Here is a 15,585-nt window from a genome sequence, read left to right as displayed (position 1 = left end):
CCGCGGCTCAAGCGGCCTGCGACGCTTTCCGCCCGGCCGGCCTTTACCTCCGCGCGCCCGCGTCTTCTCGGCCAGATTACCCCTGCCGCAGGCACCCGCGCTCGCCCCGTAAGGAGACCTTCATGCGACCGCGAGCGATCCGCTTCTTCTTGGTAAAATATCCCAGCCGCAGGCCCCCGACAGCACCACCCAACGGGTTGCGCGGACCTAGAGCGCGCGCAGCATCAACTGCAGCGCCAGCGCCGCGACGACCCCGCCCGCAAGCATCTCGATCCCGGCCAGAAGGCGCGCGGCAGAGCCGCCCTGCGCCAGCCGCGCGACCATGCCTTCGCGGACGGTGACGGCGGCGACGGCTGCCCCGACCGTAACGACGGCCGTGCCGAGGCCCATGGCGAAGGTCGCGAGGATGCCCGCCGCTGCGATGCCCATCTGTGCGGTGAGGATCAGCAGGAACAGCGCGCCGGTGCAGGGCCGGATCGCCACCGCGCCGACCAGTGCCGCGGCTTCCCGCAGGGAGCTCACGCGTGCAGCGGCCGCCGGGTCGGGGCCATGCACGTGTCCGCAGCTCGAGCAGACGCCGCCGGAGTGATCGTGGACCGCATGATCCCCGCCATGTCCGCCACCGCGCCGTCGCGCGCGCCAGAGCTTGCCCGCCCCGCGCAGCACGAGATAGGCGCCCACCGCCGCGATGGCGGCATAGCTCGCGGGGGCGAACCAGCTCTCGGCGGCGGCGGTCATCTCCGTCCGGCCCCAGCCCAGCAGCCAGAGCGCGCCGTAGACCAGCAGCACCGCGCCTGCCGCCTGCGCGAGGCTCGACAGGATCGCGATGCCCGAGAGCTTGGCCAGGGCCACCCTGCGGGCAACGCCGTAGCCCCCGATCAGGACCTTGCCGTGGCCCGGACCAGCCGCGTGGAACACACCGTAGCTGAAGGCCAGCCCGCAGAGGGTCGCAAGCGCACCCGGGTCTCCCGCCCGAAGCGACCGCAGCGCACCGGCCATCGCCCGCTGGGCCTGCGACTGCCCGGCAGCGGCCCATGCGGCCACCACGTCGGCGCCACCGAAGGCCCAGAGCCAAGCGGCCGCCGCGCAGAGCCCGAGCGCCGCGCCTAGGAGGAGGAGCCGCATGACAGCCTGATCTCGTCCGCGTAATGGATGCCAAGCTCGAGCACCTCGAACTGGTCCTCGCTTGCCTCTTCGAGCGCCTGCGCCAGAGCCTCTTCGCCGGCATCGGGATCGGGCGCGTCCACCGAGGCCGTGCAGGGCCCGTCGACGGCTACGGTCTGCAGCGTGTAGGCGACGTAGTAGGTCGGATCGTATTGCCGGAGCGTGGCGCCTTCGGCCGGGGCGGCATCGACCGTGCGGGTGTGCGTCGAGACGATCTTGCCGTCGACCACGTCCGCCGAAATCGAGTCGGGATGGCCCAGCGGCACCTGGGTGCCGTCCGCTGCATAAAGGTAGAGATCGCCCTCGAAGCCCTCGGGCCAGGTCTCGAAGTCGAAGTTGAGCAGAGCCGCGCGCTCGTCCTCGGTCAACTGCCCGTCCGCGTCGGCATCGAGCCCCATGTCCTCTAGGATCAGAAGAGTGAAGAACTCGTCGTAGGTCCACGTCATCCGGGTGCCGGTGATGCGGCCTGCGTCGTCAACTTCGACGGTCAGCTCGCTGTCGACGAAGACGTGCGGATGCGCGGTCAGGCTCGCGGGCACGAGGATCAGGGCGGCAGTGGCGACGGTGCGTATCATGGATGGCAGGGATACGGCGCAAGCGCTGTCACGGCAATCCTGCATCGCCCCATCGCGCGGCGCTTCGCCCATATGTGAACGGCGACTGCCGCGAGGTGCGTTTCCAGCCGGGCTCCCGAAGACCGGCGACACCTCTCTTTCGAGCAGCCCGCCTTCGCTCGCGGCATTTGGACTGCGCGGCCCTGCCGACACGAGCAGCGAAGACCGCGCTCGACGACGGTTCGGCCTGTTTCGGGCGACACCCACGATGGCAGGTGCGGCGCGCGACGCGCAGCCCGGTGTCCCGCGCCCAAGTGGCGCTTTTGTTCGTCGTCTCGTTTCGCTCAGTGGAGCTTGATTTGCGGACGCACCGCCCGCCCCAGCGGCTTGGCCGCGAGGCGCGCCAGCCCGCGCAGCCAGCCGTGCATCGAGATGATGTGCAGCCGGTAGAGCGACAGGTAGGCCGCACGCGCCAGCCGCCCCTCGATCGCGACGCGCCCCCCGGCGAGGTTGCCCATCAGGCTGCCCACGGTGGCGAATCGGCTGAGCGAGACCAGCGCCCCGTGGTCGCGATACGTGAACGGCTCGGGCGTGCGCCCGGCCTCCAGCGCCGCGATGACCTCGACCGCGTGGTCCGCCATCTGGTGCGCCGCCTGCGCCCGTGGCGGGATAGGTCCGTCCTGCCCGGGAGGCTCGCAATGGGCGCAATCTCCGATCGCGAGGATATGGTCGTCGGTCACGGTGCGCAGGTCGGGGTTCACGAGGATCCGGTCGGCCTTGGACAACTCCAGATCGCTCATGTCCGCGACTGCCGGGTCGCCGCGAATGCCCGTGGCCCACAGAACCAGTGTGGCCGGCAGGTCTTCCATGCCCTCGACCGACACCGCGTCGGCGCGGACCTCGGTCACTTTCGCGCCTGTCCGGACGTCAACGCCGATGCTGGTCAGCTCATCCTCGACCTTGGCGACCACGTCCTCGCCCAGCGCGGGAAGCAGGCGCGGCCCAGCCTCCAGCAGCGTGATCCGCATGGCGTCGGACGGAAAGCTCTCCAGCCCATAGGAATTGAGCACGCGCGCGGCGTGGACCAGCTCGGCCGACAGCTCGACGCCGGTGGCGCCGCCACCGACGATGACGATGGGCACGGTCGCATCCTCGCCCTCGGCGCGGCGTGCATTGGCGCGCAGGCAGGCGTTCAGCAGCTTCTGACGGAAGCGGTCAGCCTGCCCGCGATCCTCGAGGAACAGCGCGTGGTCGCGCACGCCCGGGATGCCGAAGTCGTTGGACACTCCGCCGAAGGCAAGGATCAACCAGTCGTAGGCGATCTCGTGGCGGTCGAGCAGCACGTCGCCGTCCTCGTCCAGAAGCGGAGACGTCGTGACCACCTGACGCTCGCGGTCGATCTTCTCCAACGCGCCGCGGAAGAAGCGATAGCCCCACCGCGCCGCGTGACCGCCGTAGCCGACCTCTTCGAGGTTGGGGTCCAGCACCCCTGCGGCCACCTCGTGGAGAAGCGGCTTCCAGACGTGGGTGCGGTTGCGGTCTATGAGAGTGACGTCGTGGGTATCTCGGAACCGCCGCGCGAGGCTGCGGCAAAGCCCGATCCCCGCGGCGCCGCCCCCGACCACCACGATGCGCTTGCGCTCGGCCATGCGGATCACCTTTGTGTCAGTTCACCTGTGACCTAGGGCCGGTACCGCCCGTTACCAACCGGCGAGGGACCAGCGCAGGCGGGGGACTTTCGCCGGACACGGCGCTTACATCCCGTGCTGCACGGCTTCGCGCAGCGTGCAGCGGTCCCCGGCTTCGAAGATCGCCGGTCCACGCCGCGCGAAGAGACACCGAGCCGGCCAGCCGGCAACCCCGCCCCCACATCAAATGCAAACGGCGACGGGGAATATCCCCGCCGCCGTCGAAAAGCGTCCCGATAGGGTCCGCATGATGTGTCAGCCGGTCATGCGTTCCAGGCGCGGTCCTCGTCGCCGATGCGGACCCGCGTGGGCAGGCCGATCCGGTCGAGCACTTCGAAGAACGGCTTGGGGTCCATCTCTTCGACGTTCTTCATGGTCTTCGCGTCCCAGTCGCCTTGCGCGATCAGTATCGCGGCGGCGACCGGCGGCACACCGGCTGTGTAGGAGATGCCCTGGCTGCCCACCTCGGTGTAGGCCTCCTTGTGGTCGGCCACGTTGTAGACGAAGACCTCGACCTCTTCGCCGCCCTTGGTGCCCTTCACCAGATCGCCGATGCAGGTCTTGCCGGTGTAGTCGGGCGCGAGGCTCTTGGGGTCGGGCAGGCACGCCTTCACGACCTTGAGCGGCACGACCTCCTGCCCCTCCGCAGTGGTCACCGGCTGCTCGGACAGCAGGCCCAGGTTCTTCAGCACGGTGAAGACCGTGATGTACCGCTCGCCGAAACCCATCCAGAAGCGCACGTCGGCCTGCGGATAGTTGGTCGCGAGGCTGTGGATCTCGTCGTGGCCGGACATGTAGGCCATCTGCTTGCCGACAACGGGCAGGTCCCATTCGTGACCCGTCTCGAACATCGACTTCTCCTTCCACTGGCCGTCTTCCCAGTAGTAGACGACGCCAGTGAACTCGCGGAAGTTGATCTCGGGGTCGAAATTGGTCGCGAAGTAGCGCCCGTGCGAGCCGGCGTTGATGTCGACGATGTCGATGGATTTGACCTCGTCCATGAACTCGTCGATGGCGAAGCGCGCGTAGGCGTTCACCACGCCCGGATCGAAGCCCGCGCCCAGGATCGCCGTCACACCCTTTTCGGCACAGGCGTCACGCTTCTTCCACTCGTAATTGGCGTACCACGGCGGGGTCTCGCAAATCTTGTCGGGTTCTTCGTGGATCGCGGTGTCGATGTAGGCGGCGCCGGTCTCGATGCAGCCGTCGAGCACGTGCATGTTCACGAAGGCGGTGCCCACGTTGATGACGATCTCGGCGCCCGTCTTCCGGATCAGGTCCGCCACGTCCGCCGATTTCGTCGCGTCGAGCGCGTGGGTCTCGAACGTGCCCTCGACCTTCATCGCGCCCTTCTCGCGCACGCCGTCCACGATGACGTCGCACTTCGATTTGGTACGGCTCGCGATGTGCAGATCGCCGAGGATGTCGTTGTTCTGGGCGCACTTGTGCGCCACGACCTGGGCGACGCCGCCGGCGCCGACGATGAGGACGTTCTTTTTCATGGGTAGGAGACCCCCTTGGTTGCCAGGGTGGGTTTCGCGGCGCTCAGCCCAGCGCCGCCTTGAAGTCGTCGTAGCCGAAATCGCGCACGAGCCGTTCGGTCCCGTCGGTCTCGCGGATGGCGATGGCCGGCATCTTGACGCCGTTGAACCAGTTCTTCTTGACCATCGTGTAACCGGCGGCGTCCTGGATCGACAGCCGGTCGCCCGCCGAGATCGGGCCGGGGAAGCGGAACTCGCCGAAGATGTCGCCGGCGAGGCAGGACTTCCCGCAGATCATCCACTCCTCGGGGCCGGCATCGGGATGCATCTTGGCGCTCTCGCGGTAGATCAGCAGATCGAGCATGTGCGCCTCGACCGAACTGTCCACGATGGCGAGGTTCTTGCCGTTGTGCAGCGTGTCCAGCACCGTGACCTCGAGCGTGGTCGAGTTGGTGATCGCCGCCTCGCCCGGCTCGAGATAGACCTGCACCTCGTTCTCGCCACCGAACCGCTTGAGCCGCTCGGCCAGACGATCGAGCGGGTAACCCTCGCCGGTGAAGTGGATGCCGCCCCCAAGGCTGATCCAGTCCATGCGCCGAATGAGCGCACCGAAACGGTCCTCGATATGGCCCAGCATGGCGTCGAACCGCTCGAAATCGCCGTTTTCGCAGTTGTTGTGGAACATGAAGCCCGAGATCATGTCGGCCACCGGCTCGATATCCTCCGGAGCATGCTCGCCCAGCCGCGAGAACGGGCGCGCGGGATCGGCCAGGTCGAAGTCCGAGGTCGAGACCCCCGGATTGACCCGCAGCCCGCGGGTGAGCCCGGCGCTCTGGCTCTCAAACCGGCGGAGCTGCGCGGCGGTGTTGAAGATCACCTTGTCCGAGACCCGCACCACCTCGTCGATCTCGTGGTCTGCCCACGCGACGGAGTAGGCGTGGGTCTCGCCGCCGAACTCCTCGGCACCGAGTTTGACCTCGTAGAGCGAGGAGGACGTGGTGCCGTCCATGTACTCGCGCATCAGGTCGAACACACCCCAGGTGGCAAAGCACTTGAGCGCCAGCAGCGCCTTCGCGCCGGACGTCTCGCGCAGGTGCGCGATCTTTTCGAGATTGGGCAGCAGGCGGGCCTTGTCGACCAGGTAATAGGGCGTCTGCATCGGGGCGCTCCTTTCCGTCTCCCGGGCCGGACCGGGGGCGTGTCCCCCGCCCCGGCGTCGGGGTCCTACATAACATGCCCGCCGTGCGGGTCACGGTCTCCGAGTCAGGGTGTCTTCCGGGGGCCGTATCGGCAGGGGCAGGTAGGGCGCCCCCGCGCCGGGCGCAACCGCCGCGGCGCCGAGTCAGGCCGAATGCGCACCGTCGGCCAGCGACCGGACGAAGGCCAGCACATCCTCGGTGCGCTTGCCGGAGGCCATCTCGGCGACGATGGCAGAGCCTACCACGCACCCGTCGGCCGTGGCCGCGATCTCGCGCGCGGTCTCGGGCGAGCGGATGCCGAAGCCCACGATCACCGGCAGGTCGGTCTGCGCCTTGATCCGTGAGACCTCGGGGCCGACATCGGTCGCCTGCGCGGCGGCCGCGCCGGTGATCCCGGTGATCGAGACGTAGTAGACGAAGCCCGATGTGTTCTGAAGCACCTTGGGCAGGCGCGCGTCGTCGGTGGTGGGGGTGGCGAGCCGGATGAAGTTCAAGCCGGCCTTCTGCGCCGGGATGCACAGCTCGTCGTCCTCCTCGGGCGGCAGGTCGACGATGATGAGCCCGTCGATCCCGGCGTCGTTCGCCTCGCGGAGGAAGGTATCCACGCCGCGCGAATAGATCGGGTTGTAGTACCCCATCAGGACGATCGGCGTCTCGCCGTCGTCCTTGCGGAAGTCGCGCACCATCTGAAGCGTCTTGTCGAGCGTCATCTTGCCGGCAAGCGCACGCTGCCCGGCCTCTTGGATCGTGGGGCCGTCGGCCATCGGATCGGTGAACGGCAGGCCCAGCTCGATCACGTCCACGCCCGCGCCCGGCAGGCCCTTCATCACCTCGAGCGAGGTCTCGACGTTGGGATCACCCGCCATGAGGTAGGCGACGAACGCCTTGCGGCCCTCGGCCCTGAGGGTGTCGAACCGTGTCTCGATCCGGGTCATGGCGGTCTCCTCGGCCTGCGTTGGCGGTCTGGGCTGTATCGGTCGCGATCACCTGCCCGAGCGACGCGGGAAAATCAATGCCGGCCGGAGGGCTGTCGGCCGGCGCGGCACTGCATTACCCTGTGACGGGAAAAAGGTTCAACCGAAAGGAACTCCGACATGAAACGTCTCGCGGCCCTAGCCCTCCTCCCGGCGCTTGCCGCCTGCGACATGCCCGGCGCAGCACCGGAGGCGCCCATGCCGGCGTCCCCCACCGCCGGGTTCGCGTGGCAATCGGGCAGCGACCCGGTCTCGGCCGCGTTCGGCCCGGCCGGCGGCGCCCCTGTCGTGAGCGCGACCTGCGGCACCTCGCGCACCGGGGTGCCCGCCGTGGTCTGGCGCGTGGCGCAGGATCCGGGCGCACCCGGACAGGGCGCCCAGCTCGGCGTCTCGGCGGGCGGCCTGCGGGCCAACATCGAAATGGTCGCAGTCGAGGAAGAGGCCCGGCCCGGCACCGTCTGGCGCGGCTCGGTGGCGGCGACGGACAATTCGCGGCAGGTGGTTTCCGGCCCGAGCGGACCGGTGACCTTCGCACTGTCCACCGGCGCCGAGATCGTCGCGCCCGACGCGGGCCCGCTGCGGTCGGTCTACGCCGCCTGCACCTGATCGCAACGACGGGGCCGCATGATTTTAGCTAAAATCATGCGGCCTGCGCCGCCCGGCGCGCAAAATATTAGCTAATATTTTGCGCCTCACCCCAGGGTCACGTCCAGGAACATCATCAGGATCAGCCCGATCAGCAGGCCCAGCGTCGCCTTGTTCTCGTGGCCGTTGCGATGGGTCTCGGGGATGATCTCGTGGCTGATGATGAACAGCATGGCGCCCGCCGCGAATGTCAGCGCGAACGGCAGAACGTAGGCCGACACCGTCGCAGCCGCCGCGCCGACCAGCCCGCCCACCGGCTCCACCAGCCCCGTCAGCAGCGCGACACCCACGGAGCGGCCCTTGCCGTAGCCCTGCCCCCGCAATGCCGCCGCCACCGCCAGGCCCTCGGGCGCGTTCTGCAAGCCGATGCCGGTCGCCAGCGCCATGCCGTTCGCCATGTCTCCGCCACCGAACCCGACGCCAACCGCCATGCCCTCCGGCAGGTTGTGGATGGTGATGGCGATGACGAAAAGCCAGATCTTCGGGATCGCGCCGGGATCGGCACCGTCGGGCCCGCTGACGAAGTGTTCGTGCGGCACGAAGGTGTTGAGCGCCCAGACCGCGGCCGCGCCGCCCGCGAGGCCAAGCGCCGCGATCGTTGCTGCCGCCCAGACCGACCCGTAGAGGGTCTCGGCCCGGTCGAGACCCGGAAGGATGAGCGAGAAGAACGAGGCCGAGATCATCACACCCGCCGCGAAGCCAAGCGCGGTGTCGGTGCTGCGCTGCGACACGGACCGTCCGAACAGCACGGGCAGTGCGCCGACGCCCGTCAGCGTCCCGGCGACGAGACTGGCCAGGACCCCCAGCAGGACGACGTTTTCCATAAGTCTCTCGTGCGGTTTCGGACCGGGCGGGACGTGCGTCCCGGCACAGTGTTGTCAAGTCGCGGCGGCGAAAGCGGCGTCGCGGATCGGGTGTGCGGGACGGTGCCCAGCGGTCTCTCGAGAGTGACGTTCCGCGGCCCCTCGACCGAGAGCGGCACAGTCCCCGGCAGGTCAGCCCCCACCGGTCCGGGGCGGCCGCACTGCCCGGTCGCGCTGCCTGATCCTCCCGGCGTTCCGGCCCAGCGCGCGATTGCCCAGACAGCGCCCGCTTGCTACGCCTGACGGGCCGACCGAGGGAGAGAGAGCAGATGCCCACCATCACCGAGATCGAGGACCTCAAGCGCCTCTATAAGCGCCGCGTCCCCAAGATGTTCTACGATTACTGCGAGTCCGGCAGCTGGACAGAGCAGACCTTCCGCGAGAACTCCTCGGATTTCGACAAGCTCTACCTGCGCCAGCGCGTTGCCGTGGATCTCGCCGACCGCAGCACCTCGGGGACGATGATGGGCCGCGACGTGACCATGCCGGTGGCCCTCGCGCCGGTGGGCATGACCGGGATGCAGCACTGGGACGGCGAGATAAAGGCCGCCCGCGCCGCCGAGAAATTTGGCGTGCCCTACACCCTCTCGACCATGTCGATCTGCTCGATCGAGGACGTGGCCGCGCACACCTCCGAGCCCTTCTGGCTGCAGGTCTACACCCTCACGGACACAGATTACATGCAGCGGCTCTTCGACCGTGCGAAGGAGGCCAAGTGCTCGGCGGCGGTGGTGACGGTGGACCTTCAGCTGCTCGGACAGCGGCACAAGGACCTCAAGAACGGCCTGTCGGCTCCGCCCAAGCTGACGCCCAAGACCCTTGCCGACCTCGCAACGCGATGGTCCTGGGGCATCGGCATGCTGTCGACCAAGCGCCGCCAGTTCGGCAACATCGTCGGCCACGTGGACGGGGTCGACGACCCGTCCTCGCTGATGTCCTGGACCGCGCAGAAGTTCGATCTGTCGCTGAACTGGGACCGGATCCGCGAGTTCCGCCGCATGTGGGACGGCCCGCTCATCGTGAAGGGCATCATGGATCCGCGTGACGCGCGCGAGGCGGTGAACGCCGGAGCGGACGCGATCGTGGTATCGAACCACGGCGGCCGGCAGCTCGACGGCGCGCTGTCGACGATCCGTGCGCTCGAGCCGATCATCGACGCGGTGGGCGACAAGGTCGAGGTGCATCTCGACAGCGGCATCCGCTCGGGTCAGGACGTGCTCAAGGCGCTCGCGATGGGGGCGAAGGCCACCTATATCGGCCGCGCCTACATCTACGGGCTTGGCGCGATGGGCCAGCAGGGCGTGACCCGCGCACTCGAGGTCATCCAGAAGGAGCTCGACGTCTCCATGGCGCTCTGCGGCAAGCGGCGGGTGGAGGAGATCGACCGCGACATGCTGATGGTGCCCGAGGGCTTTACCGGCCCGTGGGACGAGGGGCGGCGGAACCGCTGATCGCCCCCTCCCCGGTCCGCCCCGGCGCGTGGCCCGCGCGGATCAGCGCCGTCTCCCCACGCACCAGCGCCGGCAGCAGGACGGCGGGTATCGCCACGAGCAGCACCGCGACCAGCGTAAAGGCCGCGTCGAGACCGGCGAGTTCGGCCACCCCGCCCATGGCGGGCGGGCCGAAGAAAAACCCCGCGTAGCCCACGATCGACAACCGCGCGATGGCACCCTCACGTGCGCCGGCCCCGAGTCGCGCCCCGACCCAGGCGAATGTCGTCGGAACGATGGTCGACAGGCCCAGCCCCAGCGCCGCGAAGCCGAGATAGGCCAGCGGCAGCACCGGCGCCCAGGCGGCGAGCGCGGCGCCCGCGGCGGCCAGCGATGCGCCCGCTGCCAGAAGCATCCTGTGCGACCAAACCTGCGCCGCGACCTGTCCGCCGAGGCGTCCCACCCCCATGGTCAGGCCCAGCAGCGCCGGGCCGACCGCGCTTGCCGCCGGGCCCGCCGCCTGCCCCCGCTCAAGATGCAGCGCCGACCAGCCCTCGGCCGCCTGCTCGGCGAGGAAGGCAAGGCAGACGATCGCCCCGGCGGGTGCAAGAAGCGCCCAACCCGGTGGCACGGGGCGCGGCTCGGCGTGGTGGTGCTCGGCGATCAGGCCAATCCCGCGCCGCGACAGCACCGCGAGGCCGACCGTGCCCAGCCCGAGCGCGGCGAAGATCGCCTCCGGGCTCGCCCCGGCCCAGCGCGCGACCCCGGCAGCCACCGCCACCGGCGCGTAGACCAGCGAATAGAGCCCGTGATTGAGGTTCATCAGAGTGCGCCCGCTGGCGGCTTCGAGGCGGCTGACCTGTGCGTTCATCAGCACGTCCATCAGGCCCATGCCGGCACAGGCCAGCGCCAGCCAGAGCGTGAAGCCCACAGGCCCGTCCACGACCCCGAGTCCCCCCATGGTCACTCCCACCGCGACCACGCTCGCGGGCAATCCGCGCGAGCCGGTGCGGGCGGCCACCGCGGGCGCCACCGCCATCGCCGCCACCGCCGCACCGGTGGCCGCCAGAAGCGCGAGCCCGAAGCCGCCGTCCGACAGCCCGGCGCCGTCCTTCAGCGCCGGGGCGAGGGCCGCGAAGGCGCCCCAGAAGAACGCCATGGCGGCGAAGGCCGAGGCCGGACCGCGCGAGAGATGGAGATCGTGCCGCATGGTCCAAGCGGTGCCACGACGCGCCGGTGCGGTCCAGCCGCGCCAGCGCAACGCCGTCCATGCTCGGGCGAATCGGCTTGCCATACTTCGGGCGCGCGTGTAACGGGCAGCACTCGCGCGGGGTGACAGCCTTGGAGGCACCCCGCTTTGCATCAAGGAGAGACATCATGGCTGGAGAGATTCCGGATCTTGAAGCCCTGGAACGTACGGGGACAGGCAAGGGCGCCGCTCGTCAGGCTCGTCGAGAGAACCTGGTTCCGGGGATCGTGTTTGGCGGCGACAAAGAGCCCCTGCCGATCAACCTGCCCTACAACGACCTCATCAAGCGGCTGAAGGCCGGACGGTTCAAGTCCACGCTCTTCAACCTCAAGGTCGAGGGCCACGAGGACGTCCGCGTGATCTGCCGCGACGTCCAGCGCGACATCGTGAAGGACCTGCCGACGCACGTCGACTTCATGCGTCTGCGCCGCACGTCGAAGATCAATCTCTTCATCCCGGTCGAGTTCGTGGGCGAGGAAGAGTGCCCCGGCCTCAAGGCAGGCGGCGTGATGACCGTCGTGCGCCCCGAGGTGGAGCTGATCGTGACCGCGGGCGACATCCCCGAGAAGCTGGTCGCGGACGTGTCCAAGCTGGCCATCGGTGATACCCTGCACATCTCGGACATCGAGATCCCGGCGGGTGCGAAGAAGACCATCGACCGCGACTTCGTGGTTGCCAACATCGCCGCGCCGTCCGCGCTCGCCTCGCAGGACGACGAGGAAGAGACCCCGGAAGAGACCGAGGTCATGGAGCAGCACGCCGAGACGGTCGAGGGCGAGCCCGAGCAGACCGACGATTGATCGCGTCCGCTGCGGCGGACACGCGGACATCGAAGCGGCCTCGCCCCCTCGGGCGGGGCCGTTTTCGTTGCGGCCCGCGCGCCGTCGCCCTATGTCTCGGCCCGCAGGACGCAAGGAGCGGGACATGAAACTCTTCGTCGGTCTCGGCAATCCCGGCGCGCAGTATGCGGGCCACCGCCACAACATCGGATTCATGGCCCTCGACCGGATCGCCGAGGATCACGGCCTCGGGCCGTGGAAGGCGCGGTTTCAGGGCCACGCGGCCGAAGGACGGCTCGGCGGCGACAAGGTGCTGCTCCTCAAGCCCGCGACCTACATGAACCGCTCGGGCCAGTCGGTGGGCGAGGCCATGCGCTTCTTCAAGCTGGAACCCGAGGATGTCTGCGTCTTTCACGACGAGCTCGACCTCGCGCCGGGGCGGCTGAAGGTGAAATCCGGCGGCGGCCACGCCGGCCACAACGGTCTGCGCTCGATCCACGCCCATATCGGAGAGGCCTACCAGCGTGTCCGGCTCGGCATCGGGCACCCCGGGCACAAGGACAAGGTATCGGGCTTCGTGCTCCACGACTTCGCCAAGGCCGACCAGGAGTGGCTCGACGACCTGATGCGCGGCATCGCGGACGGAGCGCCCGCGCTGGCCGACGGCGATGCGGGCGCGTTCATGAACAAGGTCGCGCAGCGCACGGCGCCGGCCCGAAGCTCCAAGAGCGCGCCGCAGGACTCTGGCGGCGGGGACAAAAAACCCGGCGCAAAGGCCGAGGCCCCTGCCCCGAAGGACGCTCCCGCCGAGCCAGAGGAAGACACCCGCTCCCCCCTTCAGAAACTGGCCGACCGCTTCCGCTGAGCGCGGCGTAACGGTTGCGAAAGCCTCTTCCGGCCAGGATGCTGAGGCCAGGGGGGGACGGTGACATGCACAGGTTCTGGACACGGCTGGCCGCCGGTATCGTTGTGCTCACGCTTGGCCTCGGGGCGGTGGCGCTCTGGAAGAAAGAAGAGCTGTCCCGCCTGCTGGCGGTGAACCGGTTGTTCGACGCGGACCGGATCGTCTGGAATTTCAGCCACATGGACGCGCTGTTCGAGACCGTGACGGTCCCGCGCGACGGTGCAGACGTGATCTCCCTGTCTCTCGGCCCGCCTCTCGACCCACCGGACGGATTCCGCGACTGGCTCGACCGCCGCGCGGTGACCGGCCTCGTCGTCCTGTCGGACGGCGAGCGGGTGCTCGAGGACTATCGCCTTGGCACCGACGCGGACGACCTGCGAATTTCGTGGTCGGTCGCCAAGAGCTTCCTGTCCGCCCTTGTCGGCGTGATCGTGGAGGACGGCGACATCCCGGACCTCGACGCCCCGGTGACGGAATACGTGCCGGGCCTTGCCGGCAGCGCCTATGACGGGGTGACCATCCGGCAGGTCATGCAGATGACCTCGGGCGTCGAATTCGACGAGGACTACCTGGACTTCTGGAGCGACATCAATCGCATGGGCCGGGTCCTTGCGCTGGGACGGTCGATGGACGGGTTCGCCGCGGGGCTGGAAGACAGGGTGCGCGCGCCGGGCGAAGCCTGGGAATACGTCTCGATCGACACCCACGTCCTCGCGATGGTGGTGCGCGGCGCCACCGGCCGCGCGCTGCCGACGCTGATGTCCGAGCGGATCATGACCCCGCTCGGGGTGGAGCGCGATCCCTATTACATCACCGATGGATACGGCACGGCCTTCGCGCTCGGCGGGCTGAACATGACAACCCGGGACTACGCCCGGATGGGGCAGATGGTGGCCAATGGCGGGACGCTCGGGGGCCGGCGCATCGTCCCGGCCGAATGGATCGCGGAAAGTACCACGCCGTCGGCCCCCACCGCGCCGGGCGCCATCGGCTACGGCTACCAGTGGTGGATACCTGCGGACGCCCGCCCGGGCGAGGTCCTTGCCCGGGGCATCTACGGGCAATACGTCTACATCGACAGCGCGGCGAACGTGGTCGTGGCGATCAACGCCGCCGACCGTCGGTTCCGCGAGGACGGCGCGTTCGAGGACGCGCTCCAGATGATGCGGGCGCTGCGGGACGCCGCCGAAACAGGGGAGTGACGCCATGGAAAAGGACCCAGAGGTCAACGTGTTGGGCGACGCGCTTCAGTCTTGCTCGACCGAACCGCTCACCGGCTTCTTTCGCGACGGGCACTGCAACACCTGCGCCGCGGACGCGGGCAGCCATACTGTCTGCGCGGTGATGACGGCCGAGTTCCTGGCGTTCTCGAAATATGTCGGCAACGACCTGTCCACCCCGCGCCCCGAGTTCATGTTCGACGGCTTGAAGCCCGGCGACAGCTGGTGCCTCTGCGCCAGCCGCTTCCTTCAGGCCCATGACGATGGCTGCGCGCCGAAGGTGAACCTCGCCGCGACCCATGCCCGTGCGCTCGAGATCGTGCCGCTGGAGGTGCTGCGCCAGCACGCCGGCTGACCCTGCGGAACGCCGCCGCTTCCTGCGCGTTTGATCGCATCGCGTGGAACGGAGCGGCATGGACGAGGTCACCGACAACATTCACCCTGTCCGGATGGTGACCGAGGACCTCGCCGCCCTGCTGCGCGGCGCGGTCGATCTGCTGCCCAACATGGCGGTCGCGCTGGTCATCCTTCTGGTGACGTGGGCGGTCGCATGGGGCGTGGGCCGCGCGGTCGCCGGGGGCCTGCGCCGGTCGAAATCCCGGCCCTCTCTCGTTACAGCGCTGGAAAAGCTCGCGCGGATCGGCATCTGGTTGCTGGGCGCCGTGATCGCGGCGACGATCCTCTTTCCCAATCTGACGCCGACCAAGATGCTGGCCGGGCTCGGCCTCGGCTCCATCGCCGTGGGCCTCGCCTTCAAGGACATCTTCGAGAACTTCCTCGCCGGGTTCCTGATCCTTCTGCGCAAACCCATGCGGATCGGCGACGACATCGTCTGCGAGGGCCTCTCGGGCAAGGTCGAGCACATTTCCGTCCGCGACACCTTCTTGCGGCAGCGCTCGGGCGAACTGATCCTCGTGCCGAACTCCTACATCTTCAAGAACCCGGTGCGGGTGCTGACCGATCGCACCGTGCGGCGCATCGAGATGATCGTGGGCGTCGCCTACGGCGAGGACGTGGATGCCGCGCGCGAAGTGATCCGCACGGCGATCGAGGGCTTGGAGACGCGGGCCCCCGGCGCGGCCCCGGAGGTGTTCGCGCGCGAGTTCAACTCGTCCTCCATCGACTTCCTGGTGCGCTGGTGGGCCAAGAGCGCGCCGCCGGACGAGCATCGCTCACGGGACGAGGCGGTGGCCGCGGTCAAGCGCGCGCTCGATGAGGCCGGTATCGAGATCCCGTTCCCCTACCGCACGCTCACGTTCAAGGAGCCGCTGGCGCTGGACCGGACCGGGGACGAAACCTAGCGTGAGAGTCCGGTCCCGCGGCGTCCGAAACGGCCACCCATGCGCCCTCCGTCCGGCGCGGAAGCTTGCACATTTCCGACAATCTGACACGAAAAAGGGGCGCAACATGCGCCCCTTCCGATACATTTCCGACA

The 15,585-nt window shown here is 68.8% G+C and carries 15 protein-coding genes; 7 read left to right on the top strand and 8 right to left on the bottom strand.

Annotated features, from left to right (window positions below; genetic code table 11):
* Nucleotides 1-207: 207 nt before the first annotated feature.
* The 6 genes from BMX29_RS07355 to trpA form a co-directional block, all read right to left on the bottom strand.
* A complete protein-coding gene (locus tag BMX29_RS07355) occupies nt 208-1,125 on the bottom strand; it encodes a nickel/cobalt transporter (protein ID WP_092811561.1) in 918 nt (305 codons plus the stop codon).
* Nucleotides 1,107-1,739, bottom strand: a complete 633-nt coding sequence (locus BMX29_RS07350; protein ID WP_043842267.1) for a DUF1007 family protein — start codon at nt 1,737-1,739, stop codon at nt 1,107-1,109. The genes BMX29_RS07355 and BMX29_RS07350 overlap by 19 nt, the downstream gene beginning before the upstream one ends.
* A gap of 323 nt (nt 1,740-2,062) precedes the next feature.
* Nucleotides 2,063-3,367: an NAD(P)/FAD-dependent oxidoreductase gene (locus BMX29_RS07345; protein WP_092811559.1), complete on the bottom strand. Its 1,305-nt coding sequence runs from the start codon at nt 3,365-3,367 to the stop codon at nt 2,063-2,065.
* A gap of 302 nt (nt 3,368-3,669) precedes the next feature.
* Entirely contained in the window at nt 3,670-4,908 is a 1,239-nt protein-coding gene (locus BMX29_RS07340) for a saccharopine dehydrogenase family protein (protein ID WP_092811557.1), read from the bottom strand.
* 43 nt (nt 4,909-4,951) lie between these two features.
* Nucleotides 4,952-6,046, bottom strand: coding sequence for a carboxynorspermidine decarboxylase (locus BMX29_RS07335; RefSeq protein WP_043842264.1), 1,095 nt, complete (start codon nt 6,044-6,046; stop codon nt 4,952-4,954).
* Between the two features lie 183 nt (nt 6,047-6,229).
* A complete protein-coding gene (trpA, locus tag BMX29_RS07330) occupies nt 6,230-7,021 on the bottom strand; it encodes a tryptophan synthase subunit alpha (RefSeq protein ID WP_092811555.1) in 792 nt (263 codons plus the stop codon).
* A 159-nt stretch (nt 7,022-7,180) separates the two neighbouring features.
* Here trpA and BMX29_RS07325 point away from each other — a divergent pair, with 159 nt between their 5' ends.
* Entirely contained in the window at nt 7,181-7,666 is a 486-nt protein-coding gene (locus tag BMX29_RS07325; RefSeq protein ID WP_043842260.1) for a hypothetical protein, read from the top strand.
* Nucleotides 7,667-7,752: 86 nt separating this feature from the next.
* Here BMX29_RS07325 and BMX29_RS07320 read toward each other — a convergent pair whose 3' ends face one another.
* Nucleotides 7,753-8,529 (bottom strand): ZIP family metal transporter, encoded by a 777-nt coding sequence (locus tag BMX29_RS07320; protein ID WP_043842259.1) that lies wholly within the window; start codon nt 8,527-8,529, stop codon nt 7,753-7,755.
* A gap of 308 nt (nt 8,530-8,837) precedes the next feature.
* On the opposite strand from BMX29_RS07320, the gene BMX29_RS07315 reads away from it, so the two are divergent.
* Entirely contained in the window at nt 8,838-10,019 is a 1,182-nt protein-coding gene (locus BMX29_RS07315; RefSeq protein ID WP_043842258.1) for an alpha-hydroxy acid oxidase, read from the top strand.
* Here the strand turns inward: BMX29_RS07315 and BMX29_RS07310 are convergent.
* Nucleotides 9,982-11,208, bottom strand: a complete 1,227-nt coding sequence (locus BMX29_RS07310; protein WP_175471150.1) for an MFS transporter — start codon at nt 11,206-11,208, stop codon at nt 9,982-9,984. The genes BMX29_RS07315 and BMX29_RS07310 overlap by 38 nt on opposite strands.
* 167 nt (nt 11,209-11,375) lie before the next feature.
* Here BMX29_RS07310 and BMX29_RS07305 point away from each other — a divergent pair, with 167 nt between their 5' ends.
* The 5 genes from BMX29_RS07305 (at nt 11,376) to BMX29_RS07285 (ending at nt 15,451) form a co-directional block, all read left to right on the top strand.
* Nucleotides 11,376-12,047 carry a 50S ribosomal protein L25/general stress protein Ctc gene (locus tag BMX29_RS07305; protein ID WP_043842257.1) on the top strand — a complete coding sequence of 224 codons (672 nt, stop codon included), beginning with the start codon at nt 11,376-11,378 and terminating at the stop codon, nt 12,045-12,047.
* Nucleotides 12,048-12,171: 124 nt separating this feature from the next.
* On the top strand, nt 12,172-12,891 hold the full coding sequence (gene pth / locus BMX29_RS07300) for an aminoacyl-tRNA hydrolase (protein WP_092811552.1): 720 nt from the start codon (nt 12,172-12,174) through the stop codon (nt 12,889-12,891).
* Nucleotides 12,892-12,956: 65 nt separating this feature from the next.
* Nucleotides 12,957-14,132 (top strand): serine hydrolase domain-containing protein, encoded by a 1,176-nt coding sequence (locus BMX29_RS07295; RefSeq protein WP_092811550.1) that lies wholly within the window; start codon nt 12,957-12,959, stop codon nt 14,130-14,132.
* Nucleotides 14,133-14,136: 4 nt separating this feature from the next.
* Entirely contained in the window at nt 14,137-14,505 is a 369-nt protein-coding gene (locus BMX29_RS07290) for a DUF2237 family protein (protein WP_092811548.1), read from the top strand.
* A 58-nt stretch (nt 14,506-14,563) separates the two neighbouring features.
* Nucleotides 14,564-15,451: a mechanosensitive ion channel family protein gene (locus tag BMX29_RS07285; RefSeq protein ID WP_043842254.1), complete on the top strand. Its 888-nt coding sequence runs from the start codon at nt 14,564-14,566 to the stop codon at nt 15,449-15,451.
* Nucleotides 15,452-15,585 lie beyond the last annotated feature (134 nt).

This window comes from Roseivivax marinus, from assembly GCF_900109705.1.
GTDB classification, from domain to species: domain Bacteria; phylum Pseudomonadota; class Alphaproteobacteria; order Rhodobacterales; family Rhodobacteraceae; genus Roseivivax; species Roseivivax marinus.
Note: the sequence above shows the minus strand (reverse complement) of the source record. Positions and strands in the feature narration are given on the sequence as shown.